Source organism: Kitasatospora humi, from assembly GCF_020907985.1.
GTDB lineage: Bacteria > Actinomycetota > Actinomycetes > Streptomycetales > Streptomycetaceae > Kitasatospora > Kitasatospora humi.
Window position 1 is genome coordinate 17,359 of sequence record NZ_JAJJPA010000008.1, and the last position, 21,500, is coordinate 38,858.

15 protein-coding genes and 1 tRNA gene are annotated in these 21,500 nt (G+C 73.7%); 11 read left to right on the plus strand and 5 right to left on the minus strand.

Features of this window, described 5'->3' with window-relative positions; translation table 11 throughout:
- Positions 1–100 precede the first annotated feature (100 nt).
- The 8 genes from LN042_RS10620 (at position 101) to LN042_RS10655 (ending at position 14,793) form a co-directional block, all read left to right on the plus strand.
- Positions 101–949, plus strand: coding sequence for a hypothetical protein (locus LN042_RS10620; RefSeq protein WP_230050824.1), 849 nt, complete (start codon positions 101–103; stop codon positions 947–949).
- A 151-nt stretch (positions 950–1,100) separates the two neighbouring features.
- Positions 1,101–2,633 carry a DUF7059 domain-containing protein gene (locus tag LN042_RS10625; RefSeq protein ID WP_230050826.1) on the plus strand — a complete coding sequence of 511 codons (1,533 nt, stop codon included), beginning with the start codon at positions 1,101–1,103 and terminating at the stop codon, positions 2,631–2,633.
- Between the two features lie 301 nt (positions 2,634–2,934).
- Complete coding sequence (locus LN042_RS10630; RefSeq protein WP_230050828.1) at positions 2,935–3,396, plus strand: DUF3592 domain-containing protein; 462 nt, start codon at positions 2,935–2,937, stop codon at positions 3,394–3,396.
- A gap of 546 nt (positions 3,397–3,942) precedes the next feature.
- A complete protein-coding gene (gene topA, locus LN042_RS10635) occupies positions 3,943–6,864 on the plus strand; it encodes a type I DNA topoisomerase (protein WP_230050829.1) in 2,922 nt (973 codons plus the stop codon).
- Between the two features lie 137 nt (positions 6,865–7,001).
- On the plus strand, positions 7,002–10,283 hold the full coding sequence (tmk, locus tag LN042_RS10640; RefSeq protein ID WP_230050831.1) for a dTMP kinase: 3,282 nt from the start codon (positions 7,002–7,004) through the stop codon (positions 10,281–10,283).
- 129 nt (positions 10,284–10,412) lie between these two features.
- Positions 10,413–11,630: a DNA polymerase III subunit delta' gene (locus LN042_RS10645; RefSeq protein WP_230050833.1), complete on the plus strand. Its 1,218-nt coding sequence runs from the start codon at positions 10,413–10,415 to the stop codon at positions 11,628–11,630.
- A gap of 358 nt (positions 11,631–11,988) precedes the next feature.
- Complete coding sequence (locus LN042_RS10650; protein ID WP_230050835.1) at positions 11,989–13,035, plus strand: alpha/beta hydrolase; 1,047 nt, start codon at positions 11,989–11,991, stop codon at positions 13,033–13,035.
- Between the two features lie 195 nt (positions 13,036–13,230).
- Positions 13,231–14,793: an alpha/beta hydrolase gene (locus tag LN042_RS10655; RefSeq protein ID WP_230050837.1), complete on the plus strand. Its 1,563-nt coding sequence runs from the start codon at positions 13,231–13,233 to the stop codon at positions 14,791–14,793.
- On the opposite strand, the gene LN042_RS10660 is transcribed toward LN042_RS10655, so the two are convergent.
- Positions 14,738–15,391, minus strand: a complete 654-nt coding sequence (locus LN042_RS10660; protein ID WP_230050838.1) for a TetR/AcrR family transcriptional regulator — start codon at positions 15,389–15,391, stop codon at positions 14,738–14,740. The genes LN042_RS10655 and LN042_RS10660 overlap by 56 nt on opposite strands.
- Positions 15,392–15,774: 383 nt before the next feature.
- On the opposite strand from LN042_RS10660, the gene LN042_RS37215 reads away from it, so the two are divergent.
- Positions 15,775–16,266 (plus strand): AfsA-related hotdog domain-containing protein, encoded by a 492-nt coding sequence (locus LN042_RS37215; protein ID WP_230050840.1) that lies wholly within the window; start codon positions 15,775–15,777, stop codon positions 16,264–16,266.
- A 139-nt stretch (positions 16,267–16,405) separates the two neighbouring features.
- Positions 16,406–16,479: transfer RNA gene (locus LN042_RS10670), tRNA-Thr, on the plus strand.
- 202 nt (positions 16,480–16,681) lie between these two features.
- Here the strand turns inward: LN042_RS10670 and LN042_RS10675 are convergent.
- The 3 genes from LN042_RS10675 to LN042_RS10685 are packed head-to-tail and all read right to left on the minus strand — an operon-like array spanning position 16,682 to position 18,918.
- A complete protein-coding gene (locus LN042_RS10675; protein WP_230050842.1) occupies positions 16,682–17,092 on the minus strand; it encodes an NUDIX hydrolase in 411 nt (136 codons plus the stop codon).
- A 3-nt stretch (positions 17,093–17,095) separates the two neighbouring features.
- Positions 17,096–17,647 (minus strand): flavoprotein, encoded by a 552-nt coding sequence (locus LN042_RS10680; protein ID WP_230050844.1) that lies wholly within the window; start codon positions 17,645–17,647, stop codon positions 17,096–17,098.
- The gene (locus tag LN042_RS10685) at positions 17,644–18,918 is read right to left on the minus strand and encodes a helix-turn-helix domain-containing protein (RefSeq protein WP_230050846.1); all 1,275 of its coding nucleotides are present in this window, start codon (positions 18,916–18,918) and stop codon (positions 17,644–17,646) included. The genes LN042_RS10680 and LN042_RS10685 overlap by 4 nt, the downstream gene beginning before the upstream one ends.
- A gap of 622 nt (positions 18,919–19,540) precedes the next feature.
- Between LN042_RS10685 and LN042_RS37665 the strand changes: the two genes are divergently transcribed.
- Positions 19,541–20,221, plus strand: coding sequence for an ATP-binding protein (locus LN042_RS37665; protein ID WP_230050848.1), 681 nt, complete (start codon positions 19,541–19,543; stop codon positions 20,219–20,221).
- Positions 20,222–20,233: 12 nt separating this feature from the next.
- Here LN042_RS37665 and LN042_RS10695 read toward each other — a convergent pair whose 3' ends face one another.
- Positions 20,234–21,499 carry a TIGR02679 family protein gene (locus LN042_RS10695; RefSeq protein WP_230050849.1) on the minus strand — a complete coding sequence of 422 codons (1,266 nt, stop codon included), beginning with the start codon at positions 21,497–21,499 and terminating at the stop codon, positions 20,234–20,236.
- Position 21,500 lies beyond the last annotated feature (1 nt).

A 21,500-nucleotide genomic window follows, 5' to 3' on the forward strand; every position in this document is an offset into this window, starting at 1 on the left:
ATCCCGTCGGCGGGAACCGACCCGGCCGGCGGACTCGTCGGGGGAGGGGTGTCGGGTAGGTTCACTCAGGACCGATGGCGACTGACGGAGGACTCTCCAGGTGGACGGGCGACTACTGGTGGACGGCGGGCGGAACGGAGCACGGCGCTTCCGGACGGGCGGCGCGGGCCGAGTGCTCGCCCTTCCGCTGCTCGGGGTGGTGCTCGCCACCGGCGCGGCGGCCTGCAGCGACAACAGCAGCGACAACAGCAAGGCGCTCGACGGCTGGGCCCAGCAGGTCTGTGACGGACTGCGCGACCCGGTCGCCCAGTCCCGCGCCGCCCTGGACGACACCGCCCAGGTCAAGCAGAACGAGTCCGCGGCCGACCTGCAGAAGCGGCTGGCGGGCGACCTCGGCCAGCTCAGCACCAGCAACCAGCAGATCGCCGATGCAATGAGCAAGGCAGGCGCACCGAAGGTCGCCAACGGCACCGGGGTGCAGCAGGACGCGGTCAACGAACTGCACCAGGCCTCGCAGGGCTTCAAGGACGTGCAGCAGAAGCTCACCGCGCTGCCCACCAACGACCAGGGAAAGTTCGCGGACGGCCTGAAGAGCATCGGTGACCAGGCGCAGCAGCTGGCCAAGCTGTCGAACGGCGCGATGACCAAGGTGCAGGCCGGCGACCTGGGCAAGGCGTTCGCCCGCCAGCCCGGTTGCCGGGCCGCGGCGGACGCTTCGGGCAGCCCGGCGCCGAACGCGGCTCCGTCCGGCAGCGGCTCGCCGGCTGCCTCGACCAGCGGTTCCCCGGGCGTCCCGGCCGGCGGCAGCCCGGCAGCGAGCGGCTCCCCGGCCGGCTCCCCGAGTGGCGGCCCGGGTGCCGGCGGCTCCCCGAGCGGGAGCCCGAGCGGAAGCGCTAGCCCGAGCGCCGGCGGCAGCGGCTCCCCGAGCGGCTCCGCTTCGCCGCGCTGACGCTGCCGGCTGGCGCCCACCCCGCGCCTGCGCGAACCGCCGAACCGCCGCGAATCGCCGCGAACCGCCGAACCGCCGCGCCGGTGCGAACCGCCGACCGTGTCGCACCCCGGCAGGCGGTCGCGGCCCCGGCAGGCGGGAGAATGGGCGGGTGACCACGCTTCCCACCCCCGATCCCGACCGCCTCGCCCGCCTGCGGGAGGCGTTCCTGACCGCCTCCTACACCGCTGACGGCTGCCTCGACCTCCTCGGCCCGACCGGCTACGCGGCGCTGGCCCGCAGCGAAGCGGTACCGGCACTGCGCGCGACCCGGGGCGGCACGCCGCTGGAAACGCTGATCCGGCTCTTCCTGCTGCAGCAGCCGGCCTCCTACGCGGCGGCCGCGGCGGCACTGCCGGTCGAGGACTGCCTGATCGACGGCTGGCTGACGGCCGACGGTGACCTGGTCCGGGCCACGGTGGACGTCCGCCCGTACGCCAACGAGGTGGCCGGCCTGGCCAGCGCCGACGCCTGGGTGGTTTCCGACCTCGGCTGCGCGGTCGGCGGCGCGGGCGGGATCGGTGGCGGCGGCAGCGTGGCCGGCGTGCCGCGGCGCGAGCTGGTTCTGGGGGTCGGCGGGGCCTCCACCACGCTGGCCAACCTGGCGGTCCGCCGTCCGGTCCGGTCCGTCCTCGACCTGGGCACCGGCTCCGGCGTCCAGGCGCTGCACGCGGCCCGGCACGCCCAGCGGGTGACCGCCACCGATCTCAACCCGCGGGCGCTGGCCTTCGCCCGACTGACCCTGGCGCTCTCCGGCTTCGACCGCGTCGAGACCGTCGAGGGCAGCCTCTTCGAGCCGGTCGGCGACCAGAAGTTCGACCTGATCCTCTCCAACCCGCCGTTCGTGATCTCCCCCGGCAGCCGGTTCGTCTACCGGGACGGTGGCATGGCCGGCGACGAGCTCTGCCGCAGTGTGGTGCGGTCCGCCGCCGCGCACCTGGAGCCCGGCGGCTACTGCCAGCTACTGGCCAATTGGCAGCACGTCAAGGGTGAGGACTGGCACGACCGGCTGGCCGGCTGGGTGGCCGGTACCGGTCTGGACGCCTGGGTGGTCCAGCGCGAGGTGCAGGACGTGGCACAGTACGCGGAACTCTGGCTGCGTGACGGCGGCGACCACCTGGCCGGCCGAGAGGTCTACGAGGCCCGCTACAACGAGTGGCTGGACGCCTTCGAAGCGGCGGGCGCGGAGGGCATCGGCTTCGGCTGGATCACCCTGCGCAACTCCGGCGCCGAGCAGCCGGCCGTGCGCATCGAGGAGTGGCCGCACCCGGTCGAGCAGCCGCTCGGCCCGCACATCGAGCGCTGGTTCGCCCGGCAGGACTTCCTGCGCGAGCAGGACGACGCGGCGCTGCTAGCCGCCCGCTACTTGCTGGCCGAAGAGGTGGTCCAGGAGCAGGTGGGCCCCCCTGGTGCGGAGGACCCGGAGCACGTGGTGCTGCGGCAGGGCCGGGGAATGCGCCGGGCCACCAAGGTCGACACGGTGGGCGCCGGGTTCGCCGGCGTCTGCGACGGTTCGCTGGCGGCCGGAGACATCGTCGACGCGATCGCCCAGCTGCTGGACGAGGACGGGGCACGGCTGCGCGACCGGGTGCCCGAGTCACTGCGGCTGCTGATCGAGCAGGGCTTCATCGAGCCTGTCGTCTGACCCAGCCTGCCGTCTGCCCCAGCAGGCTGTCTGACCTGGCCCTCGTCGATTCAGCCAGCCGTTCGACCCGGCCGGTCGTCCGACCCAGCCTGTCCTCTGCCTCAGCCTGCCGTCCGCCACGGCGCGGCTGCACGCGCCTCCCCGGCCCAAGTCGGGCCGGGAGCCGTGTTCACCCAGTCGTGACCTCCCGTTCCCCTGGTGGACCCGGCCGCTCCGCCTCCGGTTGCCCCCGCCTTGCCAGGCTGCCCGGGAGGTCCACGCTGCCCGGGGATGCTCCCGGGTGCAGGCGAGAGGGAGACGGGTGGCCGCGGAACCGGCGACGGTCGCAGGGGGCGTACTGGTGCTCTTCGGAGGCGCACTGCTGTTCTGGTGCGCGGCGGAGCTGCGCCTGCGCCACCGGTTGCGCCGGAACGGCGTCCCGGTGACCGCCCTGGTGGTGCCGGACACCGCCCAGGGACAGGTGGCCGACTCGGCTCCGCTGCTCTCCTACGCCACGCTGCCCGCGCGGCTGACCTGTGACGAACCGACCGAGGCAGCCGTGCTGCTCTCCCGCCCGCGCGGTACCACCACGCTGAGCCGGCCGATCGGCCTGCTGCCGGGCAGCTCGGTGCGCGTCTGCTACGACCCGCGCCGCCCGGCCCGAGTCGTGCTGACCGGCCTGGGCACCGCAGCCTCGCTGCCGATGGACGTCTTCTGGACGCTGCTCGGCACCAGCTCCCTGGCAGGCGGGCTGAGCCTGCTGGCCATCGCACTGCGACGCTGATCCCCGGCGCCCGCCTGCCGGGTCCGAACCGTCGGTGCCCGTCCGTCGGCGCCCGCGCTGTCGCCGCCGTCCAGCCGGCACCTGGTCCGACCTGGTCCGCCGACGATACCCAACCCTCGGCGCTGATCCTCCTGCCGCCGCCCCGCCGACGCCCGCCCCCAGCACCCGGTCCGCCCCGCCGACGACGCCCGCCCCGGTACCCGGCCCGCCGCCGGCTTCCCGCGGCTCGGACGGTACGGCCGAACTCGGCCATCACAGGCGCCGCAGTGTCCTGATTGGGCCGGTTCCTGCCGCTGTGACGGCCTCCCGACCCGGTCAGAGGCATAACCGCGCGGCGGAAACGTCCATCATCGGGTTACCGTTCGAGTGGCGTCGGTCGGCCTTGCCAGTGAAAAAGCGGGATCCGTCCGTTTGACAAGGGTGACCAGGGTACGGTCACACTCCGCTGGTGGGGTCGTCGCATTGCGGTGCCCCAGGCGGTGGTGTGCCGGGCGTCGGCCATCCGTCGGCCAGCACACAGGAAGCGACCGGAAGAGAAGAGCGAAGGTGTCCCCGAGCAGCGAGACCGCGCAGGGCGGGAAGCGACTCGTCATTGTCGAGTCGCCCGCCAAGGCGAAGACGATCAAGGGCTACCTCGGCCCCGGCTACATCGTCGAGGCGAGCGTCGGGCACATCCGCGACCTGCCGAAGACGGCAGCCGAAGTGCCGGACAAGTACACCGGCGAGCTGCGCCGGCTCGGGGTGGACGTCGAGCACGACTTCACCCCCATCTACGTGGTCAGCGCCGAGAAGAAGGCCCAGGTCACCAAGCTCAAGCAGTTGCTCGCGGAGTCGGACGAGCTCTTCCTCGCCACCGATGAGGACCGCGAGGGCGAGGCGATCGCCTGGCACCTGCAGGAGGTGCTCAAGCCCAAGGTCCCGGTCAAGCGGATGGTCTTCCACGAGATCACCAAGGCCGCGATCCAGGAGGCGGTGGCCAACCCGCGCCAGCTCAACCAGCGCCTGGTCGATGCCCAGGAGACCCGTCGGATCCTCGACCGGCTGTACGGCTACGAGGTCTCCCCGGTGCTGTGGAAGAAGGTCATGCCGAGCCTGTCGGCGGGCCGGGTGCAGTCCGTGGCCACCCGCCTGGTGGTCGAGCGGGAACGCGAGCGGATCGCCTTCACCTCGGCCTCGTACTGGGACCTGGTCGCCGTCTTCGGCACCGGCCGCACCCCGGCCGACTCCGGCCAGTCGCCCGCCTCCGCTGACCCGGAGACCTTCGGCGCCCGGCTGTCCAGCGTGGACGGCAAGCGGATCGCCAGCGGTCGCGACTTCGGCCCCGACGGCCGGCTGAAGACCGCCAACACCCTGCACTTGGACGAGACGGCCGCCCGGGCGCTGGCCGCCGCCCTGGAGCGCACCGCGTTCGGCGTGCGCAGCGTCGAGTCCAAGCCGTACCGCCGCTCGCCGTACGCCCCGTTCCGCACCACCACGCTGCAGCAGGAGGCCAGCCGCAAGCTGGGCTTCGGCGCCAAGCGGACCATGCAGGTGGCCCAGAAGCTGTACGAGAACGGCTTCATCACCTATATGCGCACCGACTCCACCACGCTCTCCGAGACCGCGGTGGCCGCGGCCCGGGCCCAGGTGACCCAGCTCTACGGCGCCGACTACCTGCCGGACGCCCCCCGGGTCTACGCGAGCAAGGTCAAGAACGCCCAGGAGGCGCACGAGGCGATCCGCCCGTCCGGCGACCGCTTCCGCACTCCGGCCGAGACCGGCCTGAGCGGCGACGACTTCAGGCTCTACGAGCTGATCTGGATGCGCACGGTCGCCTCCCAGATGAAGGACGCGGTCGGCCAGTCGGTCACCGTGCGGGTCGGTGGCACGGCCGCCGACGGGCGGGACGTCGAGTTCTCGGCCTCCGGCAAGGTCATCACCTTCCACGGGTTCCTCAAGGCGTACGTCGAGGGCGCCGACGACCCCAACGCCGAGCTGGACGACCGCGAGCGCCGGCTGCCGCAGATGGCCCAGGGCGACCCGCTGGCCGCCGAGCAGCTCACGCCGGAGGGCCACGCGACCAAGCCGCCGGCCCGCTACACCGAGGCCTCGCTGGTGAAGGAGCTGGAGGACCGGGAGATCGGCCGTCCCTCCACCTACGCGTCGATCATCGACACCATCATCAACCGCCGCTACGTCTTCAAGAAGGGCACGGCCCTGGTGCCGTCCTTCCTCTCCTTCGCGGTGGTGAACCTGCTGGAGAAGCACTTCGGCCGGCTGGTCGACTACGACTTCACCGCGAAGATGGAGGACGACCTCGACCGGATCGCCGCCGGTCAGGCCGAGTCGGTGCCGTGGCTGAAGCGCTTCTACTTCGGTGAGGGCGAGGGCACCGGCGGTGCCGCCGAGGCCGGCAACGGCGACGGCGACCACCTGGGCGGCCTCAAGGAGCTGGTCACCGACCTCGGCGCGATCGACGCCCGGGAGATCAGCTCGTTCCGGCTGAGCGACGACATCACCCTGCGGGTCGGCCGCTACGGTCCGTACGTGGAGAAGGCTTCGGCCGAGGCCGACCAGCCGGGCCAGCGCGCCGACATCCCGGACGAGCTGCCGCCGGACGAGCTGACCGTGGAGCTGGCCGAGGAGCTGCTGGCCAAGCCCAGCGGCGACTACGAGCTGGGCCACGACCCGGAGACCGGCCACATGCTGGTCGCCAAGGACGGCCGCTACGGTCCGTACGTCACCGAGGTGCTGCCCGAGGGCACCCCGAAGACCGGCAAGAACGCGGTCAAGCCGCGCACCGCCTCGCTCTTCAAGACGATGTCGCTGGACACCGTCACCCTGGAGGACGCGCTGCGGCTGCTGGCGCTGCCCCGGGTGGTCGGCACCGACGCCGAGGGCGTGGAGATCACCGCGCAGAACGGCCGCTACGGGCCGTACCTGAAGAAGGGGACCGACTCGCGTTCGCTGACCAGCGAGGAGCAGATCTTCACGGTCACCCTGGAAGAGGCGCTGGCGATCTACGCCCAGCCCAAGCAGCGCGGCCGGGCCGCCGCCGCCCCGCCGCTGCGCGAGCTGGGCACCGATCCGGTCAGCGAGCGCCCGGTGGTGGTCAAGGACGGCCGGTTCGGTCCGTACGTGACCGATGGCGAGACCAATGCGACGCTCCGCAAGGACGACGACGTCGCCACCATCACCCCTGAGCGCGGCTACGAGCTGCTGGCGGAGAAGCGGGCCCGCGGACCGGTGAAGAAGGCGGCCAAGAAGACCGCGAAGAAGGCGGCCACCAAGAAGACCGCCGCGACCAAGACGGCCGCGACCAAGACCGCCGCTGCCAAGAAGACGGCCGCCAAGAAGACCACGACGGCCAAGAAGACCACGACGGCGAAGAAGGCCACGGCGGCCAAGACCACCGCCGCGAAGAAGACGACCGCCAAGAAGACGGCGGCGGCCAAGGAGACCGCCGCCGAGCCTGGTCAGGAGGTCTGAACCAACCGCGAGCGGTGAGCCGGACCAGCCGGGAGCGGTGAGCTCGCTCACCGCTCCCGCGTCACAACCCGGTCATAGCCGGGCCTCACCTTGCCGTGCGCCCGTTGGCGCTCCGTCCCGCCCGCTACGCTGACCGTATGACGAGCGAGGAGCAGCCCACCCCCACTGTGCCCGTCCTCCCCGAAGTGGCGCCGGCCGGCACCCCCGGCGAGCGGGCGCGTGCCCTGCTGCGGTTGCGCCCGTACCGCCGGCTGTGGGTGACCCAGCTGATCAGCGGCACCGCCGACCGGCTCGGCTTCCTGGTGCTGCTCGCGCTGACCGTCACCGCCGCCGCCACGGCCGGCCTGTTCGGCGGCGGCTACCGGGGCGCGGCCTTCGCGCTGGCGCTGGTCTTCGCGGTCCGGCTGCTGGCCGCCGGGCTGGTCGGGGTGGCGCTGCTCGGCCCGCTGCACCGGCTGCTCAGCGGTCCGCTGGACCGCCGCTGGACGCTGATCGCCGCCGACGGGCTGCGCGCGGCCCTGATCGGGATCGCGCCCTGGTGGGCGGTCTGGACCCACCAGGCGGTGCCGGTCTACGCGCTGCTGGCCACCATCTTCGTGACCGGTGCGGCCGAGCGGGTCTGGTCGACCGCCAAGGGCGCCACCACGCCCACCCTGCTGCCGGTCGGCGACCCCTACGCACCGCAGGCGGAGCAGCGGCCCTCGGCGGCCAACCTCGACACCGTCCGCACCATCGACATGCGCACCGGCTGGGCCACCGTGCCGTTGGCGGCGGTCGGGCTGGTCGCTCTCACCCTGCTGAACAACCTGCTGGCCGCGCTAGGCGTGGACTGGCTGCGGGCCCACCAGGTCACCTCGGCCGCGCTCGGCGCGGCACTGCTGTTCGCCGGCTCGGCCGCCCTGCTCCACCTGCAGGACCTGCCCGGCGTACCGGCCGGTCACCGGCCCGCCTCGCCGCTGCAGGGCCTGCGGGCGCCGACCGACGCGACCCCGGGCCCGGCGCTGGGCAAGGGCCGCACCGGCTCCGCCCCGTACTTCACCTTCGCCGTCGCCGCGGCCTACGCGGCGATGGCCGGCACCGCGGCGCTGGCCCTGTTCACCGCCGCGGAGCACGGCGCCGGACCGATCGGCTACGGCCTGCTGGTGCTGGCCACCACCGGGCTGCCCTGGCTGGGCCTGCGGCTGACCCGGGTCACACTGCCCGCGCTCTCCCGCCGCCGGCTGCTCGCGGTCGGTCTGCTGACCATCGGGGTCGCGCTGATCCTGGCCGGGCTGGTCTTCGACTTCGTGCTGATCCTGCTGCTCACCTCGGCGGCCGCGGTGGCGGCCGGCCTGGTGATCGGGGTCGGTCGCGGGCTGCTCGCCCAGGAGGTCGAGGAGGCCCGGCTGCCTCGGGTGACCGAGCACCTCTACGCGGTGCTGCGGATCGTGGTGGGCGCCGCGCTGGTCGGCATGCCGCTGCTGGCCGCCGCCTACGGCGAGATCGACTACGGCAGCCGGGCTCCGGGCAGCTTCAGCTTCGTGCACGGTGGTGCCGGCATCGCGGTGGCCACCGCCGGGGTGCTCATCCTGGCGCTGGCCGGCCTGGTCCTGCTGAAGACCGACGACCAGCGCGGCACCGTGCCGTTCGGCAGGGAGCTGCTGGAGGCGCTCGGCGGTGACCGCGACGTGCCCGAGCACCGGGCCACCGGCACCGGCTTCTTCATCGCGCTGGAGGGCGGCGACGGCGCCGGCAAGTCCACCCAGGCGCAGGCGCTGGCCGAGTGGATCCGCAGCAAGGGCCACGAGGTGGTGCTGACCCGGGAGCCGGGTGGCAGCCCGGTCGGGCAGCGGCTGCGCGGCCTGGTGCTGGACGTCGGCAACACCGGCCTGTCGCACCGCGCCGAGGCGCTGATCTACGCGGCCGACCGGGCCGAGCACGTGGAGAACGTGATCCGGCCGGCGCTGGCCCGTGGCGCAGTGGTGATCACCGACCGCTACATGGACTCCTCGATCGCCTACCAGGGCGCCGGGCGCGACCTGGCCGCCACCGAGGTGGCCCGGATCTCCCGCTGGGCCACCGGCGGCCTGGTGCCGGACCTGACCGTGGTGCTCGACGTCGACCCGGTGCGGGCCCGCGAGCGCTTCACCGAGGCGTTGGACCGGCTGGAGAACGAACCGATCGAGTTCCACGCCCGGGTCCGGGCCGGGTTCCTGGCCCTGGCCGCCGCTGACCCGGTGCGCTACCTGGTGGTCGACGCCAGCAAGGCGCCCGCGCTGGTCACCACCGCGATCCGGCACCGGCTCGACCGCGAGCTACCGCTCTCCGAGAAGGAGAAGGAGGCGCGGCGCGAGCAGGAGCGGCTGGCCCGTGAGGAGGCCGAGCGTCGCGCCGCCGAGGAGGCCCGCAAGAAGGCCGAGGCCGAGGAGGCCGAGCGCAAGCGCCAGGAGCTGCTGGAGAAGCTGCGCGCCGAGCAGGCCGAGAAGGAGCGGCTGGCCCGCGAGGAGGCGGCCCGCAGGCAGGCCGAGGAGGAGCGCAAGCGCGCCGAGGAAGCCCGGCTGGCAGCCGAGGCGGAAGCCGCCCGCAAGGCGGCGGAGGAGGCCGAGCGGCGCGCCGCCGAGGAGGCTCGGTTGGCGGCCGAGGCCGCCGAGCAGGCCCGCAAGGAGGCCGAGGCGCGGGCGCAGGCCGAGTTGCAGCGCCAGCGCGATGTGCAGCGCGAGGAGCAGCGCCGGCGCGCCGAGGAGGCTCTGCAGCGGGCCGAGGAGGCTCGCCAGGCCGAGGAGGCCGCGGCGGCGGCCCGCGCCGCGAACGACGCCGAGGCGGTGACCGAGGAGATCCCGATCCCGGGCTCCGAGGAGCTCACCGAGGAGATCTCCGAGGCCCAGCGGCAGGCGGCCGTGGCCGCCGCCGAGAAGCTGGCGGGGCAGCGGGGCGGCACGAGCGACGGCGGCACGAGCGGCGCTGGCACGAGCGGCAACGGCACCGAGGCCGGCGGCGCTGAGGGCAACGGCGCGAAGGGCAACGGCGCGAAGGGCAACGGCGCTGACGGCAACGGCGCTGACGGCAACGGCACTGAGGGCAACGGCGCGAAGGGCGCCGTGCAGAGGCCCGAGGAGCGCACCGCGGTGCTGCCGGTGGTGCGGGACGAGGCAGCCGAGGAGCGCACGGCCGTGCTGCCGGCCGTCGGTCCGGGCAAGCTGCCGCCGGTGCGGCCGGTCGAGGAGCGGGTGCCGCCGGGCCTGTGGCGGCCCGAGCCCACCGAGCCGGCGGCCGAGCCGAAGCGCCCGCGGCGCCCGTCATGGGCAGAGGAGACCCCGATGGACGACCTGCCGACGCTGACCGACTCGCTGCTCGGCACCCGCGAGGAGTGGGCCCGGTGGGAGCAGGCCGACCCGGACGAGGACGACCGCGGCGGCAGGGGCCGCAAGCGGCGCAAGTAGCGGTGGTGCCGCAGCCCGCCCCGGTCTGTCCGGGGCGGGCCGTATGCTCGCTGGCGGAAGGCTCGAGCGGGTTGGCTCGGGCGCGAGACCCGGCCGGGCGCGGTCCGGGCGCGGAGTGTGGGAGCAGCGGTGACCGTCTGGGACGACCTGGTGGGCCAGGAACGGGTGGTCGAGCAGCTGACCGCGGCCGCCTCGGCGGCCCGCGCCACCGTGCTCGCAGGTCGCTCCGGCGATCCGGCCCCGGGCGGCAACGCCTCGCTGATGACGCATGCCTGGCTCTTCACCGGCCCGCCCGGCGCAGGCCAGACCACGGCCGCGCGGGCCTTCGCCGCCGCGCTGCAGTGCACCAGCCCCGACCTCGACCTGGGCGGCACGCCCGGCTGCGGGTTCTGCGAGGGCTGCCACACGGTCATGGCCGAGAGCCATGCCGACGTGAAGATCGTCCGCAGTGACGGCCTGTCGATCGGCGTCGGCGACATGCGCGAGCTGGTGCTGCGCGCCTCCTCCTACCCGACCGGCGGCCGCTGGTCCGTGATCCTGATCGACGCGGCGCACCGGCTCACCGAGGCGGCGGCGAACGCGTTGCTCAAGGGCGTCGAGGAGCCCTCACCGCGGACCGTCTGGCTGCTCTGCGCACCGTCGGTCCAGGACACCCTGCCGACCATCCGCTCGCGCTGCCGCCACCTGGTGCTGCGCACCCCCGCACCGGAGGCAGTGGCCGACCTGCTGGTGCGGCGGGACGGCGTGGCGCCGCAGCTGGCCGAGCTGGCGGCCCGGGCCGGCCAGGGCGACGTGGAGCGCTCGCGCCGCCTGGCGGTGGACGAGCAGGCCCGCACCCGCCGCCTGGAGGTGCTGCGGATCCCGCTGGAGGTCGCGGACATCGGCGGCTGCCTGGCGGCCGCCCAGCGCCTGGTCGACACCGCGAAGGCGGACGCCGAGGCACTGGCCGAGACCCGGGACGCCAAGGAGACCGAGGACCTCAAGGCGGCCTACGGCGCGGCCGAGGGCCTGGGGGGCAAAGCACCGCGCGGCATGGCGGGAGCGGTCAAGGAGCTTGAGAAGCGGCAGAAGAGCCGGGCCACCCGGACTCGCCGGGAGACCCTGGCCACCGCTCTGCTGGACCTGCTCGGCTTCTACCGGGACGTGCTGGCGCTGCAGCTCGGCTCGACCGGCGCGCTGGCCAACCAGGACCAGCGCGCCGCGCTGGACCGCATCGCCGCGGGCGGCCCGCCGGAGGGCACGCTGCGCCGGATCGAGGCGGTGCTGGCCTGCCGGGAGGCGCTGGACCGCAACGTCGATCCGCTGCTGGCGGTCGAGGCGATGACGATGGCGCTGCGCGCGGGCTGACAGGGCGCGCTCTCCGGGGCGCGCGCCGGCCGGCGGGGTGCGCTCTCCGGGGTGCATGCTGGCCGGCGGGGTGTACTCACCGTCATGCGGGCTGGCCGGCGGGGCGCGCCCTCCGCTGTGCGGCGGGCTGCTGCGGGGCGCGCGCTACGAGGTGCACGTGGGCTGGTAAGGCGCGCGCCGGCCGGTGCGCGCGGGCTGCCGCTCCGCTTCCGTCCGCTGCTCGGGCGACCATCGCTCGTTCGAGTGAACACCGGGGTTGGTGCATCGCGCTGCACCGCTTCCCGGTCGGCTTCTTGCACGCTGTGGAACGAGCGCGCCGGGACCACTCCGGCTCCGAGTCCTCGCGAGGGAGTGCCCGATGTCCCGTCCAGTGCTGCTGGCGTCGGCCGCGGTGGTGCTGGCGGCGGGCTGTTGGCTGGCCCGGGCAGCGCTCACCCGGTGGCGCGGGGAGCGCGCGGCGCGCGCGTACGAGCTGGTGGCCGAGATGCGACCGGTGGTGTTACGGATGTCCGGCGCAGTGCTCTGTGGCCTGGGGGCGACGGCGCTGGTGGTGGACGCCCTGCTGACCGGCCGACAGCTCCCGGACGGCACGCGTCGGCTCTCCGCTGCGGCGCTGGCCGTGCTGCCCACCCCCGCGAAGCCGGCGCCGTCAGCGAGCGCGACCGATCCACCGCGATTCGTCGGCATCGGCCACCCCGCCGAGGGAGAGCTGCTGGAGGCGGCAGTGCCCGGCGCGGACGGCAGCCCGCGCGCCGTGCGGGTCTGGCTGCCGCCGCACTACGCCGAGGACCCGTCGGCCCGCTACCCCGTCCTGGTGCTGCCCGGCGCCGTCCCGGGCCGGACCGTGGACGCCGAGCTGCCGGACGTCTTCGACGGCCTGGCCTCGGCGATCAAGCTGGGCCGGACCCGACCGTTCGTCGCCGTCGCCCCCGCGGCTACCACCCACCCATGCGACTCGGGGGCGGTCGACGACGCCTCGATCCGCACCGCCGTGGCCGGTGCCTTCCGCACCCTGCCGCCCGGGCCGCCGGCCTGGGCCGCCCTGGGCGTGGCGGACGGCGCGCAGTGCGCGGTGGCGGCCGAGCTGACCCACCCTGACCTGTACGGCGCGGCAGCCGGCGTGTCCGGCCGCTACGACGCGCAGGCCCTCTCCCAGGCGGCGGCTGACACCTCGTCGGGCCCGGCGCCCCGGGTGCTGCTGGCGGCGGCGAAGGACGACGCCGACGGCTTGGCCGCCGCACACCGGCTGGCCGACGCGCTGGGCACCGGGCGGGGCCCGGCACCGCGCACCCAGGTGGGGCTCTCCGACGCGGTGCAGGACCACACCCCCGAGCGGGAGCGGCTGCGGCTGATCCGGCTGGCCGCCCAGTACCTGAGCGATACGCTCACCCGCTCTGCCCCTTGACTTGCCCCCGTGACGCTGCCCGCCCCCTGACCCGCCGCCGTGACCCTGCCCACCCCGTCCCTGTGCCCGCCCCTGTGACGCTCGCCCTCTGCTCCCTTGACCCGCCGTCGCGACCCTGCCCACCCCGCCTGACGCTCACCCCCGATCCGCCCCGCCCCGCCCCGCTCGCCCCCCGATCCGCCGAGGAGACGCCGCATGCCGCAGCCGTTGAGGACGGTCACCGCACTGCTCGCCGCTGGACTGCTGCTGGCCGGCTGTGCCAGTGACCGCTCCACCCACGCGCGCCCCTCCACCACCGGTAGCCCCGCGGCCGCCGCACCGGCACCGCTGCAGCCGCTGCCCGCCGAGGCGCCGGCCGAGCTGGCGTCCTACTACGGCCAGCGGCTCGACTGGCAGCCGTGCGACAACGGGTTCCAGTGCGCCACCGTCAAGGTGCCGCTGGACTACGCGCACCCGGCAGCCGGCGACCTGAGCCTGGGCGCGGTGCGCCACCCGGCGGACGGCGAGGGCGGCCGGCCGCGGACGGGTTCGCTGCTGCTCAACCCCGGCGGCCCGGGCGGCTCCGCGGTGGAGTACGTGGAGGCGGTGGCGAGCAGCTATCCGTCGCAGGTCCGCGCCGCCTACGACCTGGTCGGCCTGGATCCGCGCGGGGTCGGCCGCAGTGCTCCGGTCAACTGCTTGAGCGGGGACCGGATGGACGCCTTCACCGCCGTCACCACCACCCCGCACGACCAGCAGGAGATCGATCAACTGGTCGCTGCCGACCGGGAGTTCGCGGCAGGCTGCGCGCAGCGTTCAGGCGGCCTGCTGGGCCACGTCAGCACCGTGGAGGCCGCCCGTGACATGGACGTGCTGCGCGCCGTGCTCGGTGACGACAAGCTGAACTACGTCGGCAAGTCCTACGGCACCCTGCTGGGCGCCACCTACGCCGGGCTGTTCCCCAGCCGGGTCGGCCGGATGGTGCTGGACGGCGCGATGGACCCGGCGCTCGACGCGGCGACCGGCAACCGCGCCCAGGCCGGCGGCTTCGAGACCGCCTGGGCCTCGTTCGCCAAGGACTGCGGCAAGCGGGCCGACTGCCCGATCGGCACCGATGAACAGCAGGCCGGCAGTCAACTGGACGCCCTGCTCGGCTCCTTGGACGCACACCCGTTGCCCGCCACGGGCGCGCGCAAGCTGACCGAGGCGCAGGCGGTCACCGGGGTGCTGGCGGCGATGTATGCGCCACCGCTGTGGCCGCAGCTGCGCAGTGCGCTGGCCGCGGCGCACGGCGGCGACGGCAGCGCGCTGCTGCGGCTCTCCGACGCGTACTACGAGCGTGCCGCGGACGGCAGTTACCAGAACCTGATGTTCGCCAACGCGGCAGTCAACTGCCTGGACCTGCCGCCGGCCTTCAACTCCCCGGCAGACGTGGCGAAGGCACTGCCGCAGTTCCGGCAAGCCTCGCCGCACTTCGGCACCGATCTGGCCTGGATGGCGCTGAGTTGCGCCTACTGGCCGGTCAAGGCAACCGGGGCGCCGCACACCATCCGCGCCGCCGGGGCCGCGCCGATCGTGGTGATCGGCACCACCCGGGACCCGGCCACCCCCTACGCCTGGGCCCAGTCACTGGCCGGTCAGTTGGAGTCGGGTCGGCTGGTCAGCTACGACGGCGACGGCCACACCGCCTACGGGCGGCACGACGACTGCGTGGATTCGGCGGTCAATCGCTACCTGACCGAGGGGCAGCCGCCGGCGTCCGGGCTGCGCTGCCCCTGACTTCCCCGTCGGTCGCCACCGCCGCCAACCAGTCGTCCAGCAGGGTGATCTGACGCTCGGGCGGGAACTCGGTCGGCGCGAACAGCGCCTGCACCACCAGGCCGAGCACGAACGACTGGGCGGCGGCGGCCAGGTCGGCTGCCGGGGTGCCGGCGGGCAACTCGCCGCGCCGCTGGGCGATCTCCACCTGCTCGGTGAGCTTGACCCGGGAGCGCCGGTACCGTTCGGCGTGCTCGGCGGCCAGCTCCGGATCGGCAAGCGCGACGTCCCACGAGCCGACCCAGATCCGGTTGCCCGCGGTGCCGGCGGCGTCCAGGGGCAGCACGTCGAGCAGCAGGGTGCGCAGCGCGGGCAGTCCGTCGGCGGGGGCGGTCCGGCGCGGCCGCCGGGCCGACTGCTCGGCGAGCACCTCCAGGGCGGTGCGCAGCAGGGCCTGCTTGTTCGGGAAGTAGTGGGTGAGCAGTCCGGTGGAGGCGCCCATCTCGGCGGCGACCGCGCGCAGCGTCAGCGCCCCGAAACCCCGGTCGGCGAGCACCCGCCAGACGGCGGCCGAAACGTCGCGACGGCGGGCTTCATGATCTCCACGAGCGGGCGGCATGGCGCCAGGGTAGCTGCCGAACGTCTGTTGCGTACGGGCCGCCGCTGTCCCCTTCCGAGGCCTGCGGCGCATCCAGCGCTCCTCCGCTCCGCGCGGCGGGGCCTGGCAGCCCACCACTCCTCGGCGAACTTGGGCGCGGATTTTGCCACCCTGACCAGGCGCACCGGTGCCGGTGCCGGTCCGACTGCCTTCCTGGGCGTTTCCAGGGGGTTTCCAAAGAGGTACTCCGGTGGCCACAAGGCGCATCGCCTGACCGGCCGCTTCGGGGTCACACTGAACGGGCCAAGCACTCGGGCGGTACGCGCGGTGGCAGGGCAGCGGCGGCTGGGCACACCGGCCGCCGTCGCCCGCCGTCCGGCAGCCGCCGACAGGGAGGAGCCCCCGTGACCACCGCCATGACCACCGCGCCGCTCCGCACCGCCGCCGCCCCCGCACAGGTCCCGATGGTCGAAGTCACCGGGACCGCACTCCTCCTCGACGAGCCGGCCGCACCACTGGCCTACGGTGCCGTCACGGTGAGCGGACTGCGCGAAACCGGCGACGCCGAGTACACCGCCCAGGCCCGCCTCCTCGGCTTCTCCGCGGACGCGGCCCACGAGCCGGCGCTGATGCTGGAGGCCGCCCGGCAGGCGGTGGCGGCCGGCGCCCGGTGCTTCTACTCGGCGCCCATGAGCGGCGAGACCGCCCTGACCTTCCTCCAGGTCCACTCCATGGGCCCCGGACCGGTCGCGGTCGCGGACTCCCTGCTCCTCAAGATCACGGTGACCGACCGCCAGGTCCACCACGGCACCGTCACCGCTCTGGACCACACCGTCGAGCTCTTCGCCGGCGACGCCCTCGTCGGCCGGGTCGACGTCGCCCTGCGCATCCGCTGACCGCCCCCGGCTCCCGGGGTGACACTCACCTGCCCTCACCCCGGCCCCCACCCGAGCCCCCGGCCCCCGCCCGAGCCCCTGGTACTGAGCACCCCGCGAACCTGTGTAAACTAGCCCGCGTTGCCATAGTGGCAGCGGCGCCGCCTTAGCTCAGTTGGCCAGAGCAACGCACTCGTAATGCGTAGGTCGCGGGTTCGAATCCCGCAGGCGGCTCAGAGAAGGCCCAGGTCAGATGCTTGCTGACCTGGGCCTTTTGCTGTTTCCCGGCGTGCGGGCAGGCGCCAGCGACGCAATACGAGATCGCTTGCGTGAGCGCGGGTGTTGATCTCTGTCTGGATCTTGGCCTTCATGGTCCTGGACTTCGCAGACACCGCTGCGGGCAGCCTCCAGCTGATGGCTGCCCGCAGCGGTTCTGTCAGCACTTGAGCACGACGTTCAGGTATGCCTGCACCGGCTCGAAGATCCCGTACGGAACGTATTCGGGGATCTCTGCAAGCGCCACCCACGCCAGCGCGTCCAGTTCTCGTGGGTCACCGACGGCAGCGGTGCCGCTGACGATCTTGCAGACCATGTACGACATCCATCGGCCGGTCTCCGGGTGGACGCGCTCGCCGAGGACCTTGATGGCGGCCACGTTCAGCCCCGTCTCCTCCGCGGTCTCGCGAACAGCCGCTTGCTCGGGAGACTCGCCGGGCTCGATCTTGCCTGCCGGGAACTGCCACGAGAGCTGGCCCTCGCTGACTCGGCGCCGGACCATCAGCACCCGACCCTCTCGGATCACGATCGCGGCAGCGATACCTGGCCGTCCGTCTGAAGCCGGGTGCATCGGCTAATCCCTCTCCGTCGCTGAGGCCGCCACGGGGCGGAGCAGGTCGAGGACGTGGGTCCAGTTGTACTTGTCGCGGCCCCCGCCGGCCTTGGGCTTGTGGGGGACGTAGTCGCCGATCAGGACGCCCATCGACCGGAGCCGGGCCAGGCTCTCCGCGTACGCGGGGTGGGCGGCCTGGGCGGAGTTGACGTAGGGCTGGACGGCCACGGGGATGCCGAGGCCGTACGCCTCGCAGAGGATGCCGAGGGCGAGGGTGTCGGAGATACCGGCGGCCCACTTGTTGATGGTGTTGAAGGTGGCCGGGGCGACGGCGATGGCGTCGGCCGGGGGCAGTGGTTGGGGGATGCTCGGTGTGCGCCAGGCGGAGCGGATCGGGTAGCCGGTCTGGGCTTCGATGGCTTCCTGGTCTATGAACCCGAGTCCGTTCGGGGTCGCGATCACGCCGACTCCCCAGCCCTCGGAATGGGCAGCGGTGATCAGTTCGCCCACTCCGTCGGCGATGCCCGACGCGCAGACGACGACGTAGAGGAACGGCTCGCGGTGCTCGGTCAAACCTGGCCTCCCAACTCCTGGCAGAAACGGCGAAGCTCGGGGACGGCGCCGCGCCAGTCGCGAGCGGCCATGTCACTGGCCAGCTCGAGCACGCTGGGCCGTCGGCGGATGTCCTCCGAGGCACAGCTCTCCGCGATCCTGAGCGCTTTGTATCCCTCGGCCAGTCTGCCCTGCTGGCTGTAGGCCCGTGCAGCCTCCACCCACAGTGCCGCTCGGCGCTCGGGGACCGGGATGCGCCTGCGCATCAGGGGCTGGGCGGCTTTCAACGCCGTTCCCGCGTCGCCCAGGACGACCGAGGCGCTCACCGAGTGAAGTGCCACGTTGGTCGGACTGAAGTTCGCCCAGGCTTCGGGGCTGTCGAGGTCGACATAGCGTGCGACCTCCTGGGCCTCGGCGAGGAACTCGGCGGTCGTGGCGCGGTCGCCGCCGGCGCTTGCGGCCGTCACCCCGCGAAGGAGCATGAGCCCCAGCGCGGCGAGGTACTCGGGTGGGCGCCGGTCGTAGCTGCCGGAGAGCTGGTCGGCGGTGTGCCGGATGAGGGTGACGGCGGCCGCGGTGTGCCGGTCGCGCGCGAGGACGTGCGCCTGGACGCGGACGCTTGAGGCCATCACCACGGGGTCGGCGCTCCGTTCGGCCTCGGCCATGGCACGGCCGACCGCCAGCCAGGCGTTGCCGTGGTCGCCGAGCTTGAGCAGCAGGCTGACCGCGGTCTGGTACGCCGTCGCGAGGAGGCCGGACAGGACCTGATCGTCGCCGCGGGAGGCATCCTGGGCCTGGCGGAGGTCGGCGATCAGCGAGGGCAGAGCGCCTTCGAGTTCGGCGTACCGGCAGGTGTAGAACAGCCTCCGGGCCTGGGAGAGCCGGGCCGCGAGTGTGGCCTGCGGTTGTGGCGCGTGCTCGGCTGGAACAGGTCCGGGCAGCAGCGCCTGGACCAGCTCTATCTCCACGCGGGGACGGGGCGTCGGGGTCGCGAGCGCGGCGACGCTCGCGGTCAGGAAGTTGCGACGGTGCATGTCGTCCGTCCTGCTGTCCGCACTGGTATGGGAGGACAGGCCGAGGCTTTCCAGTGGGATGTCGAGCACGGCTGCGACAGCGCGCAGGACGTCGATGTCCTGCGTCCCCTTGCCGCTCTCCAACCGGCTGATCTTCGACTGGTGGTAGCCCAGTTCGGTGGCCACGTCCGCCTGCGACCGGCCGCTCAACACCCGTGCGCGGCGGATTACTTCTCCGATCCCGCCCGCTGCGGAGTGTCCTTTGGCCGTCTGCGACATGGCTTCTCCTGCCAATGCTGATCCTGCCTGGTGAGCCGAGCGTAGCCGCACCAGGACAACCCGTCATGCACGATCTGCATGGATCATGCATGCGGAGCCCATGCCCTAACCGTGGTGCATCGAGATGGAGTTGTCTGGTCGTCAGCAGCTCGACCACCCTCGCAGCTCGCGATTCCCCGCTCCCGCATGACCGAGGCCCATCTGCGGTCTCGCATGCGCGGCTCTACCCAGTGGCTAAGGAGAAGCGCCGATGACCCTCCGCTCGGACGCACAGAGGGGCGACACCGCGCACCAGCGGGACGCAGCGGCCGTTCCTCTCGCTTCGGAAGACGGCCGGGCGTCGAACACAACCGCGAGCCCCTCAGACCGCGCCGCCGCGCGTCGCGAGCGGCTCGTCACCGCCAGCAGCCACGTCCGAGAGGTCTCGACCGCCACCAGTTCGAGGACGGCCGGTGCAGCGACGGCTGCGGCCCCTGGCCGTGTAACAGCGTTGTCGACGCGGTCCAAGCCTGCGACGGTGACCAGTGATCGCCTCCACTCACGCTCGGCGTATCTCGTTCATCGGCACCAAGCGCGACCACGTCCCGCCGGCCCGGGAAGCCGTCGTCCGAGTCGCGCGCTCGTGGGTGGGGTCGACCCGACTTCGCTGGGCGACATCGCGCTGGTCGCCGACGAGCTGCTCGCCAACGCGGTCATCCACGCGCCAGGAAGACTGCTGGCCGGCATCTACCTCTCTCCGGACGGCGACCGGGTGGTGATCGAGGTCTACGACCCGTCGCGCCGGATGCCCACCGGCGCCGCGAACTTCGGCAACGACGAACTGACCACCGGTCGAGGCATGCTGCTGATCGAGGGCCTGTCGGAGACCTGGGGCGCGGAACCGACGACCCATGGCAAGAAGGTCTGGGCCGAACTGGCGGTGCCCGCTGTCGCGGTACCCGAGCACCCTCGCTCGGCCCGCCGGGCGGCACTCATCGCCAGCCTCGTCCGCACCGACCGTCCCAGGCCCCGTCCCCACGCGCCCACCTGGCCACGCGCCCGCGCGTACAGATGGTTCTCGCAGCACCGCTCGCCGCGCGCCTACCGACTCCGCCCGTGCTGGTCCAGGCGCACCGGCCGGGCGGTGACGGGGGCCGGTCGCTTTTTTCCCCGGGAGCGGTGGCTTGCCGAGGTCATCCCGCAGCTCGCGGGCCCCGAGCCGCACGTCTTCACCTCGACCTACCGCAGGGCGATCGACACCCGCCGCGATCGCCCTGCCGGCCCTCCCCGATGGCTGGCCCCGGCAGAGGTGGCGTCGCCGTAGTGTCTCCGCCGGCTACGCGGTCTGCCGACGGAGGTCGGTGAGCAGCTGGTCGAGCAGGTGTTCCTCCTCGATGCGGACGGCGTGCTCGGTGATGGCCGGGGCGAGGCCAGGGTCCCAGGGGGTGGGGGCCGGGATCCCGGTGGTGAGCGGGGTGCCGAGGCCGCGTTCGACGGCGGTGAGGTAGGAAGCGCTGTCGTAGCGCCAGGGGAGAGCGCCGGGGAGGCGGAGGACGCCGGAGGCGATGCGGATGCCGCCCCAGTCGAAGTCGCCGTGGTACGCGAGCCGGCAGCCCTGGTCGGCGAGGTGACCGAGCAGGCTGCGGGCGGCGACGGACAGTTGGCCTTCGACGCACACCAGCGGCGGGCAGTCGGAGCCCAGTTCGTCGGCGGCGGCCGCGAGGACGGCGGGGTTCTCGCAGACGTGGACCGTGCGCTCGGTGAGGTGGAGCTCGGCCAGCTGCCGGGTGAGCTGGCGTAGGGTCAGCAGGCAGGGTTCACCGCCTTCGCGGGCTGCCGCGAGAATGCGCCCGGTGGTGCTGCTGGTGGAACCGGGCAGGCCGAGGACGAGGACGCGCGAGGAGAGTTCGTCCAGGGCCACGCCGACGGCCGCCCAGGCCGCCCGGCGGCCTTCGGCGCCGCTGGGCAGCTCGGTGGCGGCCAGGGCCCGGACGGCGGAGTGGACGAGCGCGGCGAGCGGACGGCCCTGGTCCAGGGCATGGGCGTCGCCGAGGGTGCGCGCGGCGAGGACGGGCAGCGTGAGTCCGTCGGCGGGGAGCTCGGCGAGGACCCGTACGGCGTCGGCGGCCAGCCGACGGGCTGTGGCCGGGTCGCCGCCCGCGAGCCGCCTGAGCAGGCCCGTCGCCGCCACCTTGGCCTGCCAGGAGGCGAGTTCGGGACGCTCGATGACAGCGGGGTGGTCAAGCTCGGCCAGTGCGCGTTGCCAGGCGGCGGCCAGGGCGGCGCCCTGCGCGCGCTTGTCGGTGACCGGGCCGGTGAGCGCCACCACGGCCGCGGCGAGCCCGTCCGGGCTGGCGCCGCTGGCCCGGAGCGTGCGGTCGACGGCGGCAAGCGAGACGGAGAGCGACCGGCCGGGGCGCGGGGACCGGCCCAGGAGGCGGGCGACGGCCGCCCGTGCGGCGTCGTCGGCCTCGGCCAGGGAGACCGTGCCGTCGAGCGGCCGCCCGGCTTCCAGACGTCGGCGGGCGCGGTCGAGCAGCCAGGCGAGCTCGGGTGCGCCGAGCAGACGCTGGAGGCGGGGGAGGTCCATGGGGAGGTCCATG